This window comes from Streptomyces sp. AC602_WCS936, assembly GCF_019049125.1.
GTDB lineage: Bacteria > Actinomycetota > Actinomycetes > Streptomycetales > Streptomycetaceae > Streptomyces.
Genome location: NZ_JAGMUF010000011.1, coordinates 44484 through 61388, shown reverse-complemented (window position 1 = coordinate 61388; position 16905 = coordinate 44484). Strand labels below are relative to the sequence as shown.

General features: G+C 70.5%; 9 protein-coding genes. 4 read left to right on the top strand and 5 right to left on the bottom strand.

Features of this window, described 5'->3' with window-relative positions; translation table 11 throughout:
- Nucleotides 1–79 precede the first annotated feature (79 nt).
- From KUM03_RS05585 to KUM03_RS05570, 4 genes are read right to left on the bottom strand one after another with little or no spacing between them, the layout of a single operon-like run.
- Nucleotides 80–2239 carry a DEAD/DEAH box helicase gene (locus tag KUM03_RS05585; protein ID WP_217245872.1) on the bottom strand — a complete coding sequence of 720 codons (2160 nt, stop codon included), beginning with the start codon at nt 2237–2239 and terminating at the stop codon, nt 80–82.
- A complete protein-coding gene (brxD, locus tag KUM03_RS05580; RefSeq protein ID WP_217245871.1) occupies nt 2236–3570 on the bottom strand; it encodes a BREX system ATP-binding protein BrxD in 1335 nt (444 codons plus the stop codon). Before brxD ends, KUM03_RS05585 begins: the two co-directional genes overlap by 4 nt.
- Nucleotides 3567–6368 (bottom strand): BREX-2 system phosphatase PglZ, encoded by a 2802-nt coding sequence (gene pglZ, locus KUM03_RS05575; protein WP_217245870.1) that lies wholly within the window; start codon nt 6366–6368, stop codon nt 3567–3569. The genes brxD and pglZ overlap by 4 nt, the downstream gene beginning before the upstream one ends.
- Nucleotides 6368–10339, bottom strand: coding sequence for a PglY protein (locus KUM03_RS05570; protein WP_217245869.1), 3972 nt, complete (start codon nt 10337–10339; stop codon nt 6368–6370). The genes pglZ and KUM03_RS05570 overlap by 1 nt, the downstream gene beginning before the upstream one ends.
- A 238-nt stretch (nt 10340–10577) precedes the next feature.
- On the opposite strand from KUM03_RS05570, the gene KUM03_RS05565 reads away from it, so the two are divergent.
- Together KUM03_RS05565 and KUM03_RS05560 are read left to right on the top strand one after the other, a co-directional pair.
- Nucleotides 10578–13838 carry an AAA domain-containing protein gene (locus tag KUM03_RS05565; RefSeq protein ID WP_254398893.1) on the top strand — a complete coding sequence of 1087 codons (3261 nt, stop codon included), beginning with the start codon at nt 10578–10580 and terminating at the stop codon, nt 13836–13838.
- A gap of 265 nt (nt 13839–14103) precedes the next feature.
- A complete protein-coding gene (locus KUM03_RS05560) occupies nt 14104–15078 on the top strand; it encodes a hypothetical protein (RefSeq protein WP_217245867.1) in 975 nt (324 codons plus the stop codon).
- 94 nt (nt 15079–15172) lie between these two features.
- On the opposite strand, the gene KUM03_RS05555 is transcribed toward KUM03_RS05560, so the two are convergent.
- Nucleotides 15173–15613, bottom strand: a complete 441-nt coding sequence (locus KUM03_RS05555) for an ATP-binding protein (protein WP_217245866.1) — start codon at nt 15611–15613, stop codon at nt 15173–15175.
- A gap of 208 nt (nt 15614–15821) precedes the next feature.
- Between KUM03_RS05555 and KUM03_RS05550 the strand changes: the two genes are divergently transcribed.
- Both KUM03_RS05550 and KUM03_RS05545 read left to right on the top strand, forming a co-directional pair.
- Nucleotides 15822–16715 (top strand): helix-turn-helix transcriptional regulator, encoded by an 894-nt coding sequence (locus KUM03_RS05550; protein WP_217245865.1) that lies wholly within the window; start codon nt 15822–15824, stop codon nt 16713–16715.
- Entirely contained in the window at nt 16712–16903 is a 192-nt protein-coding gene (locus KUM03_RS05545) for a DUF397 domain-containing protein (protein ID WP_217245864.1), read from the top strand. The genes KUM03_RS05550 and KUM03_RS05545 overlap by 4 nt, the downstream gene beginning before the upstream one ends.
- Nucleotides 16904–16905 lie beyond the last annotated feature (2 nt).

Sequence of the window (16905 nt, the reverse complement as noted above, 5' to 3'; positions counted from 1 at the left end):
GACGGCCGGATGCCCGGTTTCCGTATGCTCAGCCTGTGCGGCTGCTCTTCTCCTCACTCAGCCCGCACGCCGAGTGGTGTCATCGTTCGTGTTGGATGAAGCGCACCGGTTCCGTGAGCACAGCGGTGGCGGACTCCGTGTCGGCCAGCCGGGCCGACAGCGTGGCCTCGGCCAGGCGTGGTGGAAGAGCCTCGCCGAACTTCAGGCCGCGTACCGCGCGTTCGTCTACGTCCGGCAGGCACAACCGGTCGGTCGCATCCTTCTTCACCTCATTCCAGGTATGCACAGTGACGTCCTCGCGCAGCCGGATCCAGCGGTCGTTGACGTGTTGTCGCGGCACGGCGACCGAGTCGAGGGTCGTGGCGAGTGTGGCGTTCGCGCGGTGGCCCGCCCAGGTCCACCAACGCTTCTGTCCCCCCGCATCCTGAATGATCAGGGTGCCTCCGGGATGTACCCGCTCCAGGTACTCCTCACGGGCTCGCCGCAGGGCACTGGCCGCCCGCCCCGTCACTTTCACGGGCGGATCCTCACCCAGCAACACACGGCGTTCCGCGCGGGTGAGTTCGTAGGAGTCCGCCGAGCCGAACCCGGGGCTGCTCCACTTGGCCTTGCCTCCCCCGTCGACGGGTTCGACGAAGCAGCGCTTGCGCCGCCAGTCGATGTAGGTGACCTGCCAGCTCCGGCCGGCCAACAGAAGCCGACGCGGGCCGTCGACCCGTTCGGTGAGGAGGCTGGGATCGGTCCGGCCGATCTCCGCACGCCCCTGCAGGACGGTGAACTGCGGGGGCGCGGTGAACACGGCGGTGAGGTTCATGAAGTGGCGGTGTCCGAAGCGCCGTTCTGCCTCCGGGCCGATGAACAGCATGCCGCCGTCCCGGTCCAGGTACCCCTGGTCGATGAGGTGGCGCACGATCGGCTCGGCCGGCGCGCCGAAGGGGCCGAGTCCGTTCCACCATTCCTGCCACAGGTGCTCGCCGACACGGTTCTCCTGCAGGCACAGGGCAAGGAGTTGCTGGGCGACGATGTGCCGGGGTTCCGGTGGTGCCACGACGGGCTCCACCCATCCTTGCGACCACTTGAGCAGCAGTCCGGCCGCTCCCAGCAAACCTTCCTCGTCCAGGGCGAGGAACAGGCAGTTGCGTGCGGTGCCCTCGCGTCGCCCGGAGCGGCCGAGCCGTTGGAGGAAGGAGGCCACCGTGGCGGGGGCGTCGATCTGGATGACCCGGTCCAGGTCACCGACGTCGATGCCGAGTTCCAGCGTGCTGGTGGAGACGATCACGCAGTCCCGGGCTTCGGCGAAGGCCGCCTCGGCACGCCGGCGCTCGTCGAGGGAGAGGGAGGCGTGCGAGAGGAAGGTGGTGACGCCCTTCGCCAGAAGCTTCTCCCCGAGTTCCTCCACGTATCTCCGTGACTCGCAGAAGACGAGGCGCTTCTCGCCACGGTGCAGTGCGGCGATGACGGTGGCCGCGTTGTCGAGCGAGCCGACGTAGTCGAGTTGGACGTCTCCCGGCGGGACGGCAGTCGATCCACCGGTTGCTGCGGGGGGAGACGTGACCGCGGGTGCCGTGGGCGGGGACCCGTCGAGGTGGGGAGCGATCACCTGTCCGGGCCGCTTGCCCGCGCCTGAGCCCTGCAACCAGGTGAGCAGTGCATCGGGGTTGCCGACCGTCGCCGAGAGGCCGACACGTTGCACCTGTCGGCCCGCAACCCGTTGCAGCCGTTCCAGCACTGCGAGGAGGTGCCATCCCCGGTCGTCACCGGCGAAGGCGTGCACCTCGTCCACCACGACGGCCCGCATCCCCGAGAAGAACGAGGTGTGGTCGACGTTGGCGCTCACCAGCATCGCTTCGAGTGATTCCGGCGTGGTGAGCAGGACGTCGGGGCGGGCGGCGAGGATCCGTTTGCGGGCACCGGCCGAGGTGTCGCCGTGCCACAGGGCCGCGGTGCGGCCCAGCCAGGAGGCGTAGGTCTCCCAGCGCGGCAGCAGGTTGTTGAGCAGGGCCTTCAGGGGGCAGACGTAGAGGACGGACGTACCGCTCCACCGCTCCCCCGCCATCCGGGTCAGCAGGGGGAAGGCGGCCGCCTCGGTCTTGCCACCCGCGGTGGGAGCGAGCAGGACGGCGTCGTCTCCGCAGACCAGGGGGGTGGCGGCTGCCTCCTGGAGTGGACGCAGGCTCCGCCAGCCCAGGGTGTTGACGATGTGGTGGAGGAGCGCCGGGTCCAAGTCCCCGGCGCTCAAGGCAGCTCCAGCTCGATGGCACCGGCGTCGCCGGACGCGGCCGCGTTGCGTTCGGTGTCGGTGAGTTCGGACGCGGTGATGGTGAGCGCGTAGTGCGTGCGGGGGGCGAAGTCCTCGAACTCGTCGACGCGGTCGAGGACGTCGGCCACCAGCTTGCGCAGGAACACGCGGGGTGCGACGCCGACCTTGCCGCCGAGTCCGCCGGTGACGGCTCTGGCCAGCTCCGTCAGGTACGCGTCGTCGACCCGCTCGGTCACCCGCTCGGGATGGCGTGCGGTCCGGGCGTACACATCGCGCACGGCACGACCGAGTTCGCCGAGTTGGAGCAGGTCGAACCCCGGCAGCCGGAGCTGGACGGCACGCGGGGAGTCGAAGCGCGGGTCGGTCGTGAAGTCGGTGGCCAGCCGTTGTGCTAGCGGGGGAAGCCGCTGCGCACCCTGTTGCCCGTCGTAGAACGCCGGGGTTCCCGTAATGACGAGGAAGAGGCCCGGGAACCGGCCCGCGTCGATCTCGTCCAGCAGCTGCCTCAGCGCGTTGAGGCCCTTCTCCCGGACGTCGCCCCGTACGCGTTGCAGGGTCTCGATCTCGTCGAGGACGAGGAGGAGGCCCGGATGGCCACAGTCCCGCAGCACAGTGAGCAGCCCTTGCAGGAAGCCGAGGGCCGCGAAGTGGTCGAGGTCCCCTCGGACGCCGGCGCTGCGGCGGGCGGAAGCCGCGACCGACTTCTGTCCTCCGAGCCAGGCGATGAGGGCTTCCGCCGTCGCCCCGTCCCCGGCGGCCACGGCCCGCCGGTAGCCGCGCAGAGCGGCGGCGAAGGCGGGGGTGGTCCTGGCGACGTCGGCGAGTCTGCGTTCCATGAGCGCGTCGACGGCCGCGGTGAGTGCCGCCTCGTCCTCTTCGTTCGTCCCCCCGGCGTCGAGGACCTCTTCCTCCAGGGTGTAGAACCACGAGTCGATGACCGCGCGCAGTGCGCTGGGCTGGTGGGTAGCGGTCGTCAAGCGCTCGGTGAGCCTGCGGTAGACCGTCTCCAGCCGGTGCAGCGGGGTCTCGGTCTCGGAGATCTGGACTTCCGCCGTAGCGAGTCCGGCACGTTTGGCGCGCTCGGCGAGCCACCGCGCGAAAAACGTCTTCCCGGAGCCGTACTCGCCGCGGACGGCGTGGAACGCCGCTCCGCCTCGTGCCGTCGTCGCCAGGTCGTCGTCGAGCGCGGTCTCGAACCGGTCCAAGCCGACGGCGAGCAGGTCCAGCCCGGCCTGCGGTACGGTGCCGCGCCGCAGCGCGTCCACGACCTCCCGCATGCGTACGGGGCTGGCCGGGGTCACCGCGCTCATGACGTCTCCTTCCTCGCCGAGCCGGTCTTCGCTTCGTCCGCCAGGAACTGGTCCCGGAGCAGGGCGACGTCGAGCTTCACCGCGTGACCGGCGTCGACGAAGCCGAGCACCGGATATCCCTCGACGTTGAGCAGACGCTGCACGGTGGCGACGAAGCCCTCGATGTTGCGCCGCACCCGGCCGGTCGCCGAGATGGCAGCGGCCAGGGCGGCGGGTGACATGGTGCCTCCGGCGGCGGCAAGTGCGTCGATGACGGCGGTGACGACCTTGCCTTCCGGGGCCTTGCGCACATACTCCTTCTGCGCCTCGTACACCTCGCTCGCCACCACACGCGCCCCGAGGGTCGCGGGAGCGGGGGTGGTCTCCGATGCTGCTTCGGGCGTCACCACGTCGTCGGTGCCGAACAGTTCCTCGTCCTGCCGGTGTGCGGGCTTCGCCGGTCTGCGCACCGGCTGCGTGGCGCTCTCCGCCTGGGTTGCCGACGCCTCGGCCGGTGTCGCGGCAGTGGCCTTCCACCAGGAGGGTGCGGCCTGTTCTCGGGGCAGCGGTTCCCAGTCGCGCGGAGCGAGTTCCTTCGAGGGGAGGAGGATGAGGACCGGGACGGTGACCTCGGCGAGGGAGGCCCCGCCGTGGTAGCCGGCTCTGCGGGCCGCGTACCGGATGTCCTCGTGCCAGGGAACGGTGATGGTGCCGCCGCCTTCGAGGACGCGCGGTCCGCTCAGCACGACCTCGCCGTCACCGGCGTCGGCGTCCGGCCGCCAGCGCGCCGAGCCGCCCCCGTCCGCGGCCAGGGTGACCTGACCCCGGCCGCGGTCGATGACGTGTCCGTGGTCGGCGACGAGGACGACTGGACGTGCGTAGCTGCGGGCGGCGGCCAGCAGCTCCCGCAGGTAGGTGACGTCACCGAGGGACCACACGGTGCGCTGCCCCTGCTGGCCTGAGGCGAGCGCGTCGTCGATGGTGTTGAGGACCACGCCGACGACCGCGTCGGAGGCGAGCGCGGAAGCCAGTTCCTGGGCGAGGAAGTGGCCCGCGTCTCCCTCTATCGACGCCTTGTGGAAGAGGACCGCGTTCTTGCGCCGCTTCTTCCAGAAGGCCGCGAACCCGGAGGTCTCGGTGGACTGCCCTCCTCGGGTGGCCGTGCCGCTGAGCAGGGACGCCCGGCTCGTGCGGGTGATCGAGGGGAGCATGGAGACGGCTGCGAGGCGGGTGCGCCGTGCGCCTTCGCCGGGCCGTGGCACGATCTCCTGCCAGCCTTCCCGTTCGGCTTCCTCCCCCAATTGTGCGGCGACGGCGCCGCTCATTCCGTCGAGCACGATCACCAGAGGCGATCCGCCGGACGTCAGGGGGCGGACGACGGTGTCGAGGACGTTCTCGACGACCAGGCAGCTGCCCGGCTGCTGGGCGGTGGCGTTCGGGGTCCAGCCGGCCAGATGCCGGGCGAACTGCTCGTCAAGCCGTTCACGCTGGGCCCGCCCGTCCTCGTAGAGGTCGCGCAGGCCCCTCGCGACGGCCGGGTCGCCGCCGGGGTCGCCGGCCCAGAGAACGGACAGCGCCCGGTCGGCCCATCCCCACTCGGCAACATGGTCGCGCACGCCCGTGGCCACGGAGGTCACCGCGGGCTGTACCTGGCGCAGCCACCGCGCGAGGCGCACGGCCATCTCAGCGACACGCACCCGGTCGGGGAAGAGTCCGGCCAGGGCGTGTCCCGTCAGCTCGGCCAGTGCGCTCTCGCCTTGCGCGGGGGATCTTTGGGCGCCCTCGACGACGGCCGCGAGCTGGGCGGCGAAGCTGGACAGGAGGAAACGGCTGCCGTTGAGCCCTGCGGTGAGACCGGCGTCCCGGGCCAGGTCGTCGGCGCGCTGCAGTACGGCGAACACCCTGTGGCGTGCGTCGACCGAACCCGCGGCCTCCCCTATCCAGCGCAGCAGGGTGCCCTCCACCGCGTCGGTGAAAGCGTCGATCTCGCCCCTGCGCGGTCCGGCCTTGCCGAACAGGCCGCCGACGGCGAGAGCCACGTCGGGGTCGGCGGCGGGGTCGCGCAGCGCGGCGCCGAGCAGGCCGAGCGCCATCGCGTCGTGTCCCCGTCCGATCTCGGCGAGGGCGAGCAGGACGGGTACGGCGGGTCCGGCGACCTCGCCGAGCCACTTCTTCAGCTCCGTGCGTTCGGTGTCGCCGAGTTCGGCGAAACGGCGCGGCCCGGCGGGAGTGCGCGACCAGGCGAGCAGCACGTCCGCGTCCACGGCGGCCTCCCCCGGAGCGTGGGGCGAGATGTCCGGGTGGTCGAGCCCGAGGCGTTCGACGACCAGGGCGCGCAGGGCGGCGTCCCGGGTGAGCGTGCCCGCGGTTCGCGGCCATCCCCGTCCGGTGGGTTCGGCGTCGACGAGGGCCTGGAGCAGCCAGTCCTCGCGGTACATGCGCACGTCGAGTCCGGTGGCCCCGAACCGCTGCGTCACGATCTCCGCCTTCTCGACGTTGAGGGTGCGCCGGTGCACCGCGTGCCCGCGCACGTCCCAGCCGAGCTGGTCGTCGTCGACTCCGGTGGTGACCACCAGCAGGTCGCCGGGGGCGGCCTCGTCTCGGTGGCTGTGCCAGGCGGCCAGGATGCCCAGGACGGAGGACTCGTCGCGCACCGTGACACGGCGGGTCCGCTCGCCGACCTCGGCGGTGAAGGTGGTGGCCGAGCCGGCCGCGTACTGTCCGTGGACCAGCACGAGGCTGTACTCAGCCAGCTTCTTGGCGTGCCGGTCCAGGAGCGCCTCGACGGTGCGCCGTCCCACCTGTGGCAGGAGCGCCATCAACGATCGGTCTCCTTCTCGTCCTGGCCGGCCGCCTCGCTCTCACTGCGGGCGTCCTCGATCACCTGCCAGGTGACCTGGACGTGGGCGCCGGGATGGTCGGTGAGGAAACGACGGATGTCGGCGCTGAGTCCGTCGACGGTGGCCGCGAGCGTGGTCTCCAGCCGGGTGGGTTCGACGATGTACGCGCCGGGGCGGCGAGCGGATTGGGCCGCGTAGCTTACGCGCGGGTCCCGTGGCGCCGGTCCGGAACCCGGGCGGTCCCGGTCCGGCTCGGCGGGGACTGCGCCGGGCGTCACGGACACCGGGGGCGTGCCGTGCTCGGTGAGGCGTACGTCCTCCGCGGTCGGCTCGGCGGGCTGCACGGGCTCCACCGGCCGGGCCGCCTGGGCGAGCCGGGTTGCTTCCCGCATGAGGGCCACGGCCGACTCCTGCAGCGAGTCCAGCACCGGGACGAGCGACTCGTCCTCCTCGTGGGCGTTGGCCGCCCGGCGGACGGTGTCCAGCAGCCGCTGCGCCCGGTCGCCGACGCCGTCGTCCCGGCCCGCGAGTTCGCGGACCATGTCCAGGTCGGACCAGCGGCCGTCGCGCTGGGCCCGCAGCACCTGCAGCACCTCGGGGGCCTGCTTGAGGGCGGCACCGACCTGCCGATCCGTCACCTCGTAGGCGGCTTCGGCGAGTTCCCGCGTGAGGCTGGTGGCGTCGTTGGTGCGCAGCAGGCGGGCGATCAGGTCGGCGGCGGCCTTCGTGGACTTCAGCCGCGGCGCGTCCACACCTCCGGGTCCTTCCAGGCCGAGTCGTACGGCGTTGTCCTGGAGCAGTGTCCGGGCCTCCCCCACGGCGGTGCGGTGCTCCTCGGCGACGGTGCGCACCTGCGCGGCGAGCCGCGAGACGTTCCTGGCGAAGAGCACCGGCGACACACTCTGCCCGAACACCGCTCCGGCGCGCCGCAGTGCGGTGGCGAAGGTGTCCTCGTCGGGGAGCGAGACGGCGCGCAGACCGTACCCGGGGACTATGCGGTCGAGTTCGGGGGCCTGCGGTACGACCTGGGTCTGGTAGATCCAGGTGCGGTCGTCGAGCAGCGCGTAGGTCGCGATGATCAGGTTGCCCACGTTGCGGTCGAGGCCCTCGTAGCCGAGTTCGGTGATCCAGTCGCGGATCGTCTCGACGGCGAGGTCGTCGCCGGTTTCGGGGTGCTCGGCGGCTTTCTTGTTGATACGCAGCCGCCAGTCGTTGCTGACATTGAGAGGTCCGTCGTGGACCTCTCCGAGGCCGAGCGCATGCACGATCTTCCTGACGACGGGCAGCGGGTGGCTGTCCACGACGACCCGCCGGGAGCCGTCCTCCATCGCCCGGGCGATCCACTCCATGGTGGTCTTGAGTTCGCGCACGGTGATGGCTTTGCGGGTCAGCCGCGGGTCGAAGTCGGGGTGCTTGGGGTAGCGGGCGGCGAACATTCCGTCGGCGAGCAGCAGGAGGTTCTGCTCGAAGCCGACCGACGGCTCGGGGCGGGTACGGGTGAAGCCCGGCAGCAGGGACACCAGGTGCTCCCCGTCGGGCAGGGTCGCTCCGACGGTCTCCGGCTCGGCGCGGTTGATCCCGTAGAGCTGGAGCAGGACTTCGGTGAGGTGGCCGCTGATGTTGTCGCGGGACGCCTTGAGCTGGTTGCGGATCTGTGTCCGCTCGTCGGCGGGGCGCGTGGCGGTGTGCTCTTCGAGCCGGTCGCGCTCCAGCAGGTAGTTGATCTTCAGTAGGCGACCGAGCTGCCGGGAGGTCTGGTCGGAGAGGAAGTCGGCCAGCCAGACGAGCGTGGGCTCGGTGCGGCCCGCGCCCCGGAGCCGTTTGACGCGCTGGAGGTCGTCGATGGGGCCGTGGTCGCCGTCGTCGAAGGGGTAGTCGAAGACGATGCGGAGGTTTCCGGGCTGCTGGGGTGCGAACTCGTCGTCGGGCAGGCGGGTGTCGCGCACGTTGCCGAAGACGAACTCGACGGTGCGTTTGGTGCCGCGCCAGACGATGTCCCGTTCGCAGACGAAGGGCTGGGTGTCCTGGATGCCCAGCTCGCGCCAGAGCTGGTCCTTGATCCACTGCCGCCGGTAGCCGAGCTGGTCGGCGACGCCCTGCACTTCTTCGAGGAGCGGTTCGACGTCGATGTCGGAGAGGTGCAGGTGGAAGACGGGGTCGGTCTTGTCCCCCTCACTGCGCAGCTCGCCGTCGAAGGGGATCTGCAGTTCCCGCAGCCGCTTGGCGGCGACGGAGCCGGCGTCTCCGACCCGGGTCCGGATCGAGCCGTGGTTGAGTGCGGCGAGCCGGGTGCCGGTGAGCCGGGTCAGGGCGGGCACGTTGGGCGCGAGCGCGGACAGCAGCAGGGTTTTGACGAGCCGCTCGTCGGCCTGGAACCGCTTGTCGTCGGGGGTCTTGTACTTGCGCAGCAGTTCCTCGCGTACCCGCCCGTGGAAGTCGTCGGCGGTCTCCGCGTCCTTGCGCAGCCGGGGGGTGAATGCGGCGCCGGAGCGGTGGGCGATGACGTCCCACAGGTCGCCGAGCGGGATGAGTTCGCCGAGCTTCAGGTCGTCACGGCGGCGGCGCAGCAGTTCCTGGACGAGTTTGAGACCGGTGCGCTCGCGTTGGAGGGCACCCGAGAGGTCGACGAGGACGTTGAGGAGCGCCGGGGAGAGAGGGTAGAGCTCCCGGAAGTCGTCCCAGGACGCCTCGGTGCGGCCCTGCGCGTCCAAGAGGATCTGGCGGACCTCGTCGCCCGACGACTCGACGAGCTTGAAGGCGTCGTCGCGCACCGACTCCATACCGGCCTTCGGGGCGAGCACGCGGTGCTTGATGATCTCGACGAGGTTGCTGTCCTCGAGGTCGACGACGTTGAACCGCTCGGCCAGGTATTCGATCTGCTGCTCGAGGTTGGTCACGTCGGCGCCGACGACGTCCGAGCCGATCAGCTGCGACAGGTCGCGCTGGCGGGAGATGAACGACACGATCGGCACCGGTCGGCCGCTGTCCCCCGACTCGATGAGTTTGACCAGCCGCTGCACCTGGTCGCGCACGAAGTCCTGGTTGCCCATCTTCGCCTGGAGCCACAGGACCAGTTCGTCGAGGAAGAGGACGACTCCGGTGTAGCCGAGGGACTGGGCGTGCCGGGAGATGACCTTGAGGCCGTTCTCCAGCGGCAGGAAGGCGCTGGCCTCGCCGCGCATGCCCTGCGCGTAGGCGGCCATGGGGCCGCTGAGCAGGGCGGAGACCAGCCGCTCGCGGTACGGGTCGTCGGGCGCGCCCGCGAACGCCCGGTCGAAGTCGACACCGGTCCACGTCCCGGCGGGCAGCGCCGCGGCCTCGCCGTCGATCGGCGGCATGTCGTCCGGATCGGCCTCCGCGGGCGCGGCCGCGCTCGGTGTGAGGGCTGCGGCGCCCTTGCCGAGCCACTGCAGAAACTTGGCGTCGTCGGCGAGGAACTCCCGCTGGGTACGGGCGTCGGAGAGCAGCGCGTCGGCCCGGTAGACGGGGGGAAGCGGCTTGTCGGGGTGAAGCTCCCGCACCGTGTGCACGTAACCGCCGAGCAGGGCGGAGTCGAGGTCGGCGGATCCGACGAGGTGGTACGGCACCATCAGGAACTTGCTGCGCCGCAGCCACTCGTCGTGCGGCGCCACGACCTCCACCAGCCGGGACTTGGTACGCACGGCCGCATGGTTGTTGAGCACGGCGTGCAGCACGGTCAGGAAGTGGCTCTTGCCGGAACCGAAGGAGCCGTGCAGGTAGGCGGCCTCCGAATTGCCGGACCTCACGCAGCCCGCCACAAGGTCCAGCGCCTGCCGGAACGCCCTCTGGAGCTGCTCGGTGACCACGTACTCGGCCACCCGGGCGTCGGTCTCACTGAACCCCTGGGAAAGCTCGATCTTGAAGTCGCCGGCATGGACGTCTTCCTTGATCTCGATGACGTCCTTCAGCAGGAGCTCGCTCGTGGGCATCAGGCGGTCATTCCCTCTCTCGGCTCGCGGCCCGGCCGCACGGCTCGCGCCCTTCTCAGTGCCTCCCCATCCTGCCAGGTGGCGCTGACACGTATGTCCGTCGGTGCGGAATCTTCCGTACCGCACGGTGCCCACGGGATCACAGACAGCTCCGCTGGGTAGGGTCGGCGCGGGTTCTGTCGGCGGTACGGGGAGCGGGGCGACGAGGGTGGGGTGGCGCGAGGAGATCGCCGCGGCCTTGGGCGAACTGGTGGCGATCATGGGCGGCACCGGAAGGCAACCGCGCTGGCACCGGGTGGGGCGGGCGGTCCGTACCAAGGAGGCCGGCTGGTACGCGGTGGACCTGCGCGGCTCCGACATCGGGCCGGACCAGCTGGACGCGCTGCGCCTCGCGGGGCCGGAGTCCGACGGCGTCGAGACGGAGGGCTTCACCGTCTCGGAGACCGTGCAGAACGGCTCCCTGCTCACGCTGAAGGTCGCCGAGTTCGCCGACCTCGCGGACGCGTATCTGTGGCTGCTCAAGCAGCCACCGACCTTCCTCGTCACCGCTCTGCGCGACGGAATCGCCGGACTGGGCGAGGCGCCGCTGGCGGCGGCCCTGGCCGCGGGCTCGATCGGCGGCACGTCGGCTCCCCTCCCGGACCCTCCGGGGTTCCACCCGGCGCAGGGGGACGCCTACCGTGCGTGCCTGGGCCAGGGCACGCATCTGGTGTGGGGTCCGCCGGGCACCGGCAAGACGACGGTACTGAAGCGTGCCATCGGCGACCTGATCGCACGCGGCGACCGGGTGCTGCTGGTGTCCGCCACCAACATCGCCGTGGACAATGCCCTGTCGGGGGTGGTGAAGGAGAACAGGCACGGTCCGGGCGACATCGTCCGGGTGGGCCCGCCCCAGTTGCGGGAGGTCGCCGACGATCCCGGGGTGTCGCTGCCGCTCATGGTGCGCGAACGCCTGGCCGAGACGGCGGGGCGCAGGCGCGGGATCGAGGCCGCGTTGGTCGGCGTCCGGGCCCGCACGGCGGAGCTGGCCGCACTGGACGCCTCCCTCGTCCGCTTCGATCCGGCCGCGTACTTCGACGCGCTGAAGCTGCTGCGCACGCCCGGCCAGGATCCGCTGTCCGTACGGAAGCGGGCTGAGACGGCGGCGGCCCTGCTGGAAGAGGCCGTGGCGGTCCGGGAGGCGGCGCAGCAGGCCGCCGTGGCCGCCCAGCGGCGCCGGGACGCGGCGGAGGAGTCGCTCCGGAAGTGGGCCGAAGTCGAACGCCTGCGCCAGGAGCAGTCCCGCGTCCTCAAGGCCGCGGAGCGCAAGCAGGCCGATGCTCTGATGGCCGAGGACCACCTTCGCGACCAGCGCGAGGAGCTGGGGGAGCTGGACGCACAGCGGTCGGTGGCCCGGTGGCGGGCCCGGGAGAAGCGTCAGGGGCTGCGTGAGCGGCTGGCCGACACCGAGGAGGACGTCGCCCGTACCCGCCGGACGGCGCAGGCCGCACGCGCCACGGCCGAGGCGCACGTCGTCGCGCTGGAGCGGGAACTGGCGGACCTCGTCGCCGGCATCACCCACACACCCGAGCAGATCGCGGCCCTGCAACAGTCGCTGGTCTCGGCACAGTCCGCGTACAGATCGGCCCTGGACCTCGTGGCCGCCCGTCGCGAGGAGGCCACTCGGCTGGAACGGGCCGTCGTCCGTGCCCTGGACGCCGCGGAACTCACCGCCCGAGCCGAACAGCAGGACTGGCCCGCCCACCATGCCCGCGCCGAGCGCCTACGGCCCCGGGTGGCGGCCGACACCGCCCGCCGTGCCGCGCTGGAGGAGGAGTTCCAGCAGGTCCAGGAGGAGTACGAACGCCTCGCCCGCAACGCCGAGGGCGAGATCATCAAGAGCGCGAAACTGGTCGCCACCACCCTCGCCCGGTTCCGCACCAACAAGGCGGTCTTCGAGGGCCCCTACGACGTGGTCCTGGTCGACGAGGCAGGTGCGGCGACGCTGCCCGAAGTGATCCTCGCGACGGCGAAGGCGACCCGGACGGCCGTCCTGCTCGGCGACTTCATGCAGCTCGGCCCGGTCGTCGAGGAACGGCTGAAGGACCTCGACCGCGCGGACGTCAGGCGCTGGCTCCTCCCGGACGTCTTCCGGCACTGCGGCATCCAGGATCCCGAGGACGCCCGACAGCACCCTGCCTGCGTCACCCTGACCGAACAGCACCGCTTCGGCCCGGCGGTGATGGGCCTGGCGAACTCGCTGGCGTACGGGGGAATGCTGCGGGGCGGCAAGCAGATCGCGGCACCGCGGCCCCCCGACGACCCGGAGATCGTCCTCGTCGACACCGACGGACTGCACGAACTGGCCAGACCCCACCTGACCGGAAGCCGCAGCGGCTGGTGGCCGGCCGGGTCCCTGATCGCCAGGGCGCTGGTGGAGTACCACCGCGCGAGGGGTGAGGACACCGGCATCGTCACCCCCTACGGCGTCCAGGCGGAGGCGACCCTGGAGGCACTGCGGGACGTGGAGAGCGGCGGCGGACCGCTCGCGGAGGTGGGCACGGCGCACCGTTTCCAGGGCCGGGAGTTCCCCGTGGTCGTCTTCGACACGGTGGAGGGCGCCGACGGCAAGGAACTGTGGATGTCACTGGCGCACCGGGAGCCGGGCGCGTCGGACTGGGCGCGCAGCGGCGTGCGCCTGTTCAACGTGGCGGCCACCCGCGTCCGGACCCGCCTGTACGTCATCGGCAGCTGGGAGCGCATCAGCTCCGCGAAGAAGGGCACGACCTTCTCCCACCTGGCCGCGCTGGTCGGCACGCCGGGCGTACGGCGTCTGCGGGCCGGCCACCTGATCACACCGCCGCACGAGGACGCACCGAGCCGCGGGGAGTTCGGCGCCGCCCTCGCCGACGTGCTCGCCCGCCACGTCGAGATCACCGGTATCGACGACGAGACGACGTTCTTCAGCACCTTCGAGGACGAGATCCGCACGGCCCGCACCTCGGTCTGGCTGTGGGCGCCGTGGGTCGCAAACCGGGTGCGCGGCATCCTGCCGCTGCTGCGCGAGGCGGCCGGTCGCGGCGTGCGCGTGAGCGTGTTCATCCGCGACGACACGGACCAGCTCCAGGCCCGCCCGGACAGCCAGAGCCTCATCGCCGACCTCCGGGCCGTCGTCCACACGGTCGTTCCCGTCAACGTCATGCACCAGAAGATCGCGGTGATCGACGAGCGGACGGTGATGCTCGGCAGCCTCAACACCCTTTCCCAGTCGTGGACCCGCGAGGTCATGCTGACGATCCGCGGCGGCCACTTCGCCCGCAAGCTCCTGGAGCACGAACACGCCGAGCTGTTCACCCGCCCGCCGAAGTGCGGCCGCTGCGGCGGCACGAGCATCGAGCTGCGCCGCCGCAGGAACGGCATCTGGTTCTGGCGCTGCTACGACACGGTCTGCAAGACGGGGCGGAACGGCCGGAGCGACGCCTGGAACCAGGACATCAGGGTGGGCGGGGGGAGGAGTTGAGGGACCGGGCAAAGCTCACCCCAGCTCAGAATTTCGCGAACTGACTGGCATCCCCGGCGCCTTCTGTGGCAGGCTTCCGCGTGCCAGCAACGGGATCTCGCTCGTGGCCAGATCACCAGCTGCGCTTCTGCCAAGGGGTCTGCGGACGCACCCGGACCACCGGCTTGTCCCTCACCTCGTCTTTCACGCAGTAGGCACCGGTCTGCGGCGGCATTCCCTACGTATGCCCGCACTCGATGCCCGCGTACCAATCGGAGGCTCAGTCATGCCGGCACATTCCGCACCGTCGCATCTCCTTTTCCTGACCCAACCCAAGGGCAACGGCGCCATCCTCTTCAGCATGTGGGGGACGCCCCGTGGACCGGAGCTCTCGAAGATCGGGACATTCGAGGATCGCGACGAATCCCACCTGCTCGCTGCCGCTCTCAATGCAGCTCTCCAGGAAGGACCAGGTGCCCTCGCGAGGGTTCACCGGTGCTCGGCTTCCCTGCCGGGCCCTCTCAGGAAGGCGATCACCGAGGTCGCGGAGGAGATCGAAGACGCGCATCGTGACGTTCCACGAGCCCTGGCTGCACACAGGGTCGCGCGAGCTGTAACGGAGAACCTGGAGCAACCCAACGTGGCGGTGTTCTCGCTCCTCAGTACTACCTCCTGCGGGAACTGCCGAAGCTGCGGCTGCACTGCGGACGAGGACTGCTCAAAGTGCCCGGTCTGCGGCGTCAACGGCCGTGGCTGCGGGGATTGCGGCGGTGTTGGGGTGACGCCCAGGACGGCATTCGTTCTCTATCAGCAGCTGAGAGATCTTGCGGACGAGACGTACTTCACCGTTCAGTCCAACCTCTGGGAATACAGCGTTCCGGATAGCGTCGAGGCCCAGTCGGACTGGTTCCTTCTTCACTGCGCTCGCGCATATGACGATCTCGCGGCCGATCTGTTTGCCGGTGACGACCCGAAACCGCGCTGCCTGGCTGAGAGCGTTCTACTCGGCTACGCCGTGAACAGCATCCGGGAGTCCGATATCGAATCCATCTACGCGGACGAGGTCTACCAGACCCTTCCAGTCTCTCGGTTCGACCATGACTGGCAGTTCCTCGCCATTGAGAGCAGGGTCCTCAACGTCACTGACAGGGCGCACGACTTTCTGAAAGCAGACATGGTCGAAGACGACCTGTGGGACGAGTGGTTCAAGCCCTACCCAGACGTCAAGCGCCGGGACAGGGCTCGTGGATTCCGCGGCTGACATTCACCCGGACGTAGCCATAGTTCAGGGCGGCGTCCATCATGCCCTGCTGGACGCCCCTACAACGGCGCACTGCTCAAGGCCGAAGCCCAGGCTACGCGTGACGAGCCAGGGCGCACTCGGCCCAGACCGTCTTGCCGGGGCCGAGACGGTCGCGTACGCCCCAGTCGGCGGCGAGCGCGTCGACGAGGAGCAGGCCGCGGCCGCCGTTCTCGTCCGTACCGGGGGTTCGCTGCGTTGGCTGGGCGGGGTGGGTGTCGGTCACCTCGATCCGGACGACGCCCCGGCTCTCGTCGTGGGACAGGGAGAGGGCGAAGTCCCGCCCGGGAACGCGGCCGTGGAGTACGGCGTTCGCCGCGAGTTCGGCGACGACGAGGATGACGGTGTCGTGTGCCTCGGTGCCGTGTGGGTGGCCCCACTCGGTGAGCTGGTGCGCGGTGAGCAGCCGGGCGAGGCGCGCACCGCGGCGGGTTGCGGAGAAGCGCTGGGTGAACGTACGAGCCGGGGTGGGGCTCTGGGTGCGGGGGACTGACATGGCGGCCACCCTGCCGGGAGGTGACGGACCGTCGGCAGGTCCGGCGCCGATACAGATCGCGTTGTACTGGTCGACTCGCTGGACTGGGTCGGTCGCCGTACGTGACGATGAGTGTGCCGAGCGTGGCGCAGCGCGTACGGCAGACGGTACGGCGAGCAGCCGGGGGCGGCACGAGTGCGTCCCGGCGGCACAGGGGAAGGCGGCTGCGATGACGACGGGCAACGGCGGCGGGGTGGGTGGCAACGCCGGGCAGGGCGGGAACGGTGCCGGGAACGGGGGTGGCAACTGCGAGCCGGAACTCTCCGACAGTCTGAAGACGTTCGGTGCGGTCCTCAAGGCTCTGCGGGAGGAAGCCCGCCTGACGCAGGAGCAGTTCGCGCCGCTGGTGCGGTACTCGGTCGCGTACGTCGCCAAGATCGAACAGGGGAAGCGGTTCCCGCCACGGGACTTGCTGGAGCGGTCGGAGGAGGTTCTGGGGGCGGTCGCGGGGCGGGTGCTGGGGGCGGCTGCGAAGAGTCTGACGCGGAAGGCGGGGCTGGCGTCGTGGTTCCGGCAGTGGGCGGGGATCGAGGAGGAGGCGATCTCGCTGTACGCGTATGAGTGCGCTGTGATTCCGGGCTTGCTCCAGCCGGAGCCTTACATTCGCGCGCTCTTCGAGCGGCGCCTTCCACCCCTGTCGGAGGAGCAGTTCGAGCAACAGGTCACGGCTCGACTTGAACGTCAGCGTCTCCTGACGGAGCGGCCGAACAGCACGTTCAGCTTCATCATCGAGCAGGCCCTGCTGGATCGCCGCTTGGCCGGTGAGGGCGTCACACACGCGCTGCTCAGCAGCCTGCTCGATGTGGGCCGTCTCCGGAACGTAGAGATTCAGATCATGCCTCGGGTCCAGGAGGATCACTCCGGTTTCGAGGGCCCTCTCTACCTCGCCGAGACGGTGGAGAACCGGTGGGTGGGCTACGTCGAAGCGCACGACTGCAGCATGCTTGTCACCGACACAAAAGCCGCAAGCGCCATGCTTCAGCGCTATGGCAAGATGCGCTCGCAGGCTTTGAGTCATCAAGCCACCGCGAGCCTGCTGGAGCAGATGCGAGGAGCGCTATGAGCACCACCGAACTTGCTTGGTTCAAGAGCAGCTACAGCGGCGGTGGGGGCGGCAACTGCGTCGAGGTCGCCGTGCGCACCAAGGCCGTTCTCGTCCGGGACTCGAAGGACACGGACAGGCAGGCGCTGGCCATGTCCCGCGATGCCTGGTCGGCGTTCACGACACTGGCGGCCGACTCGCGCGTCTGAAC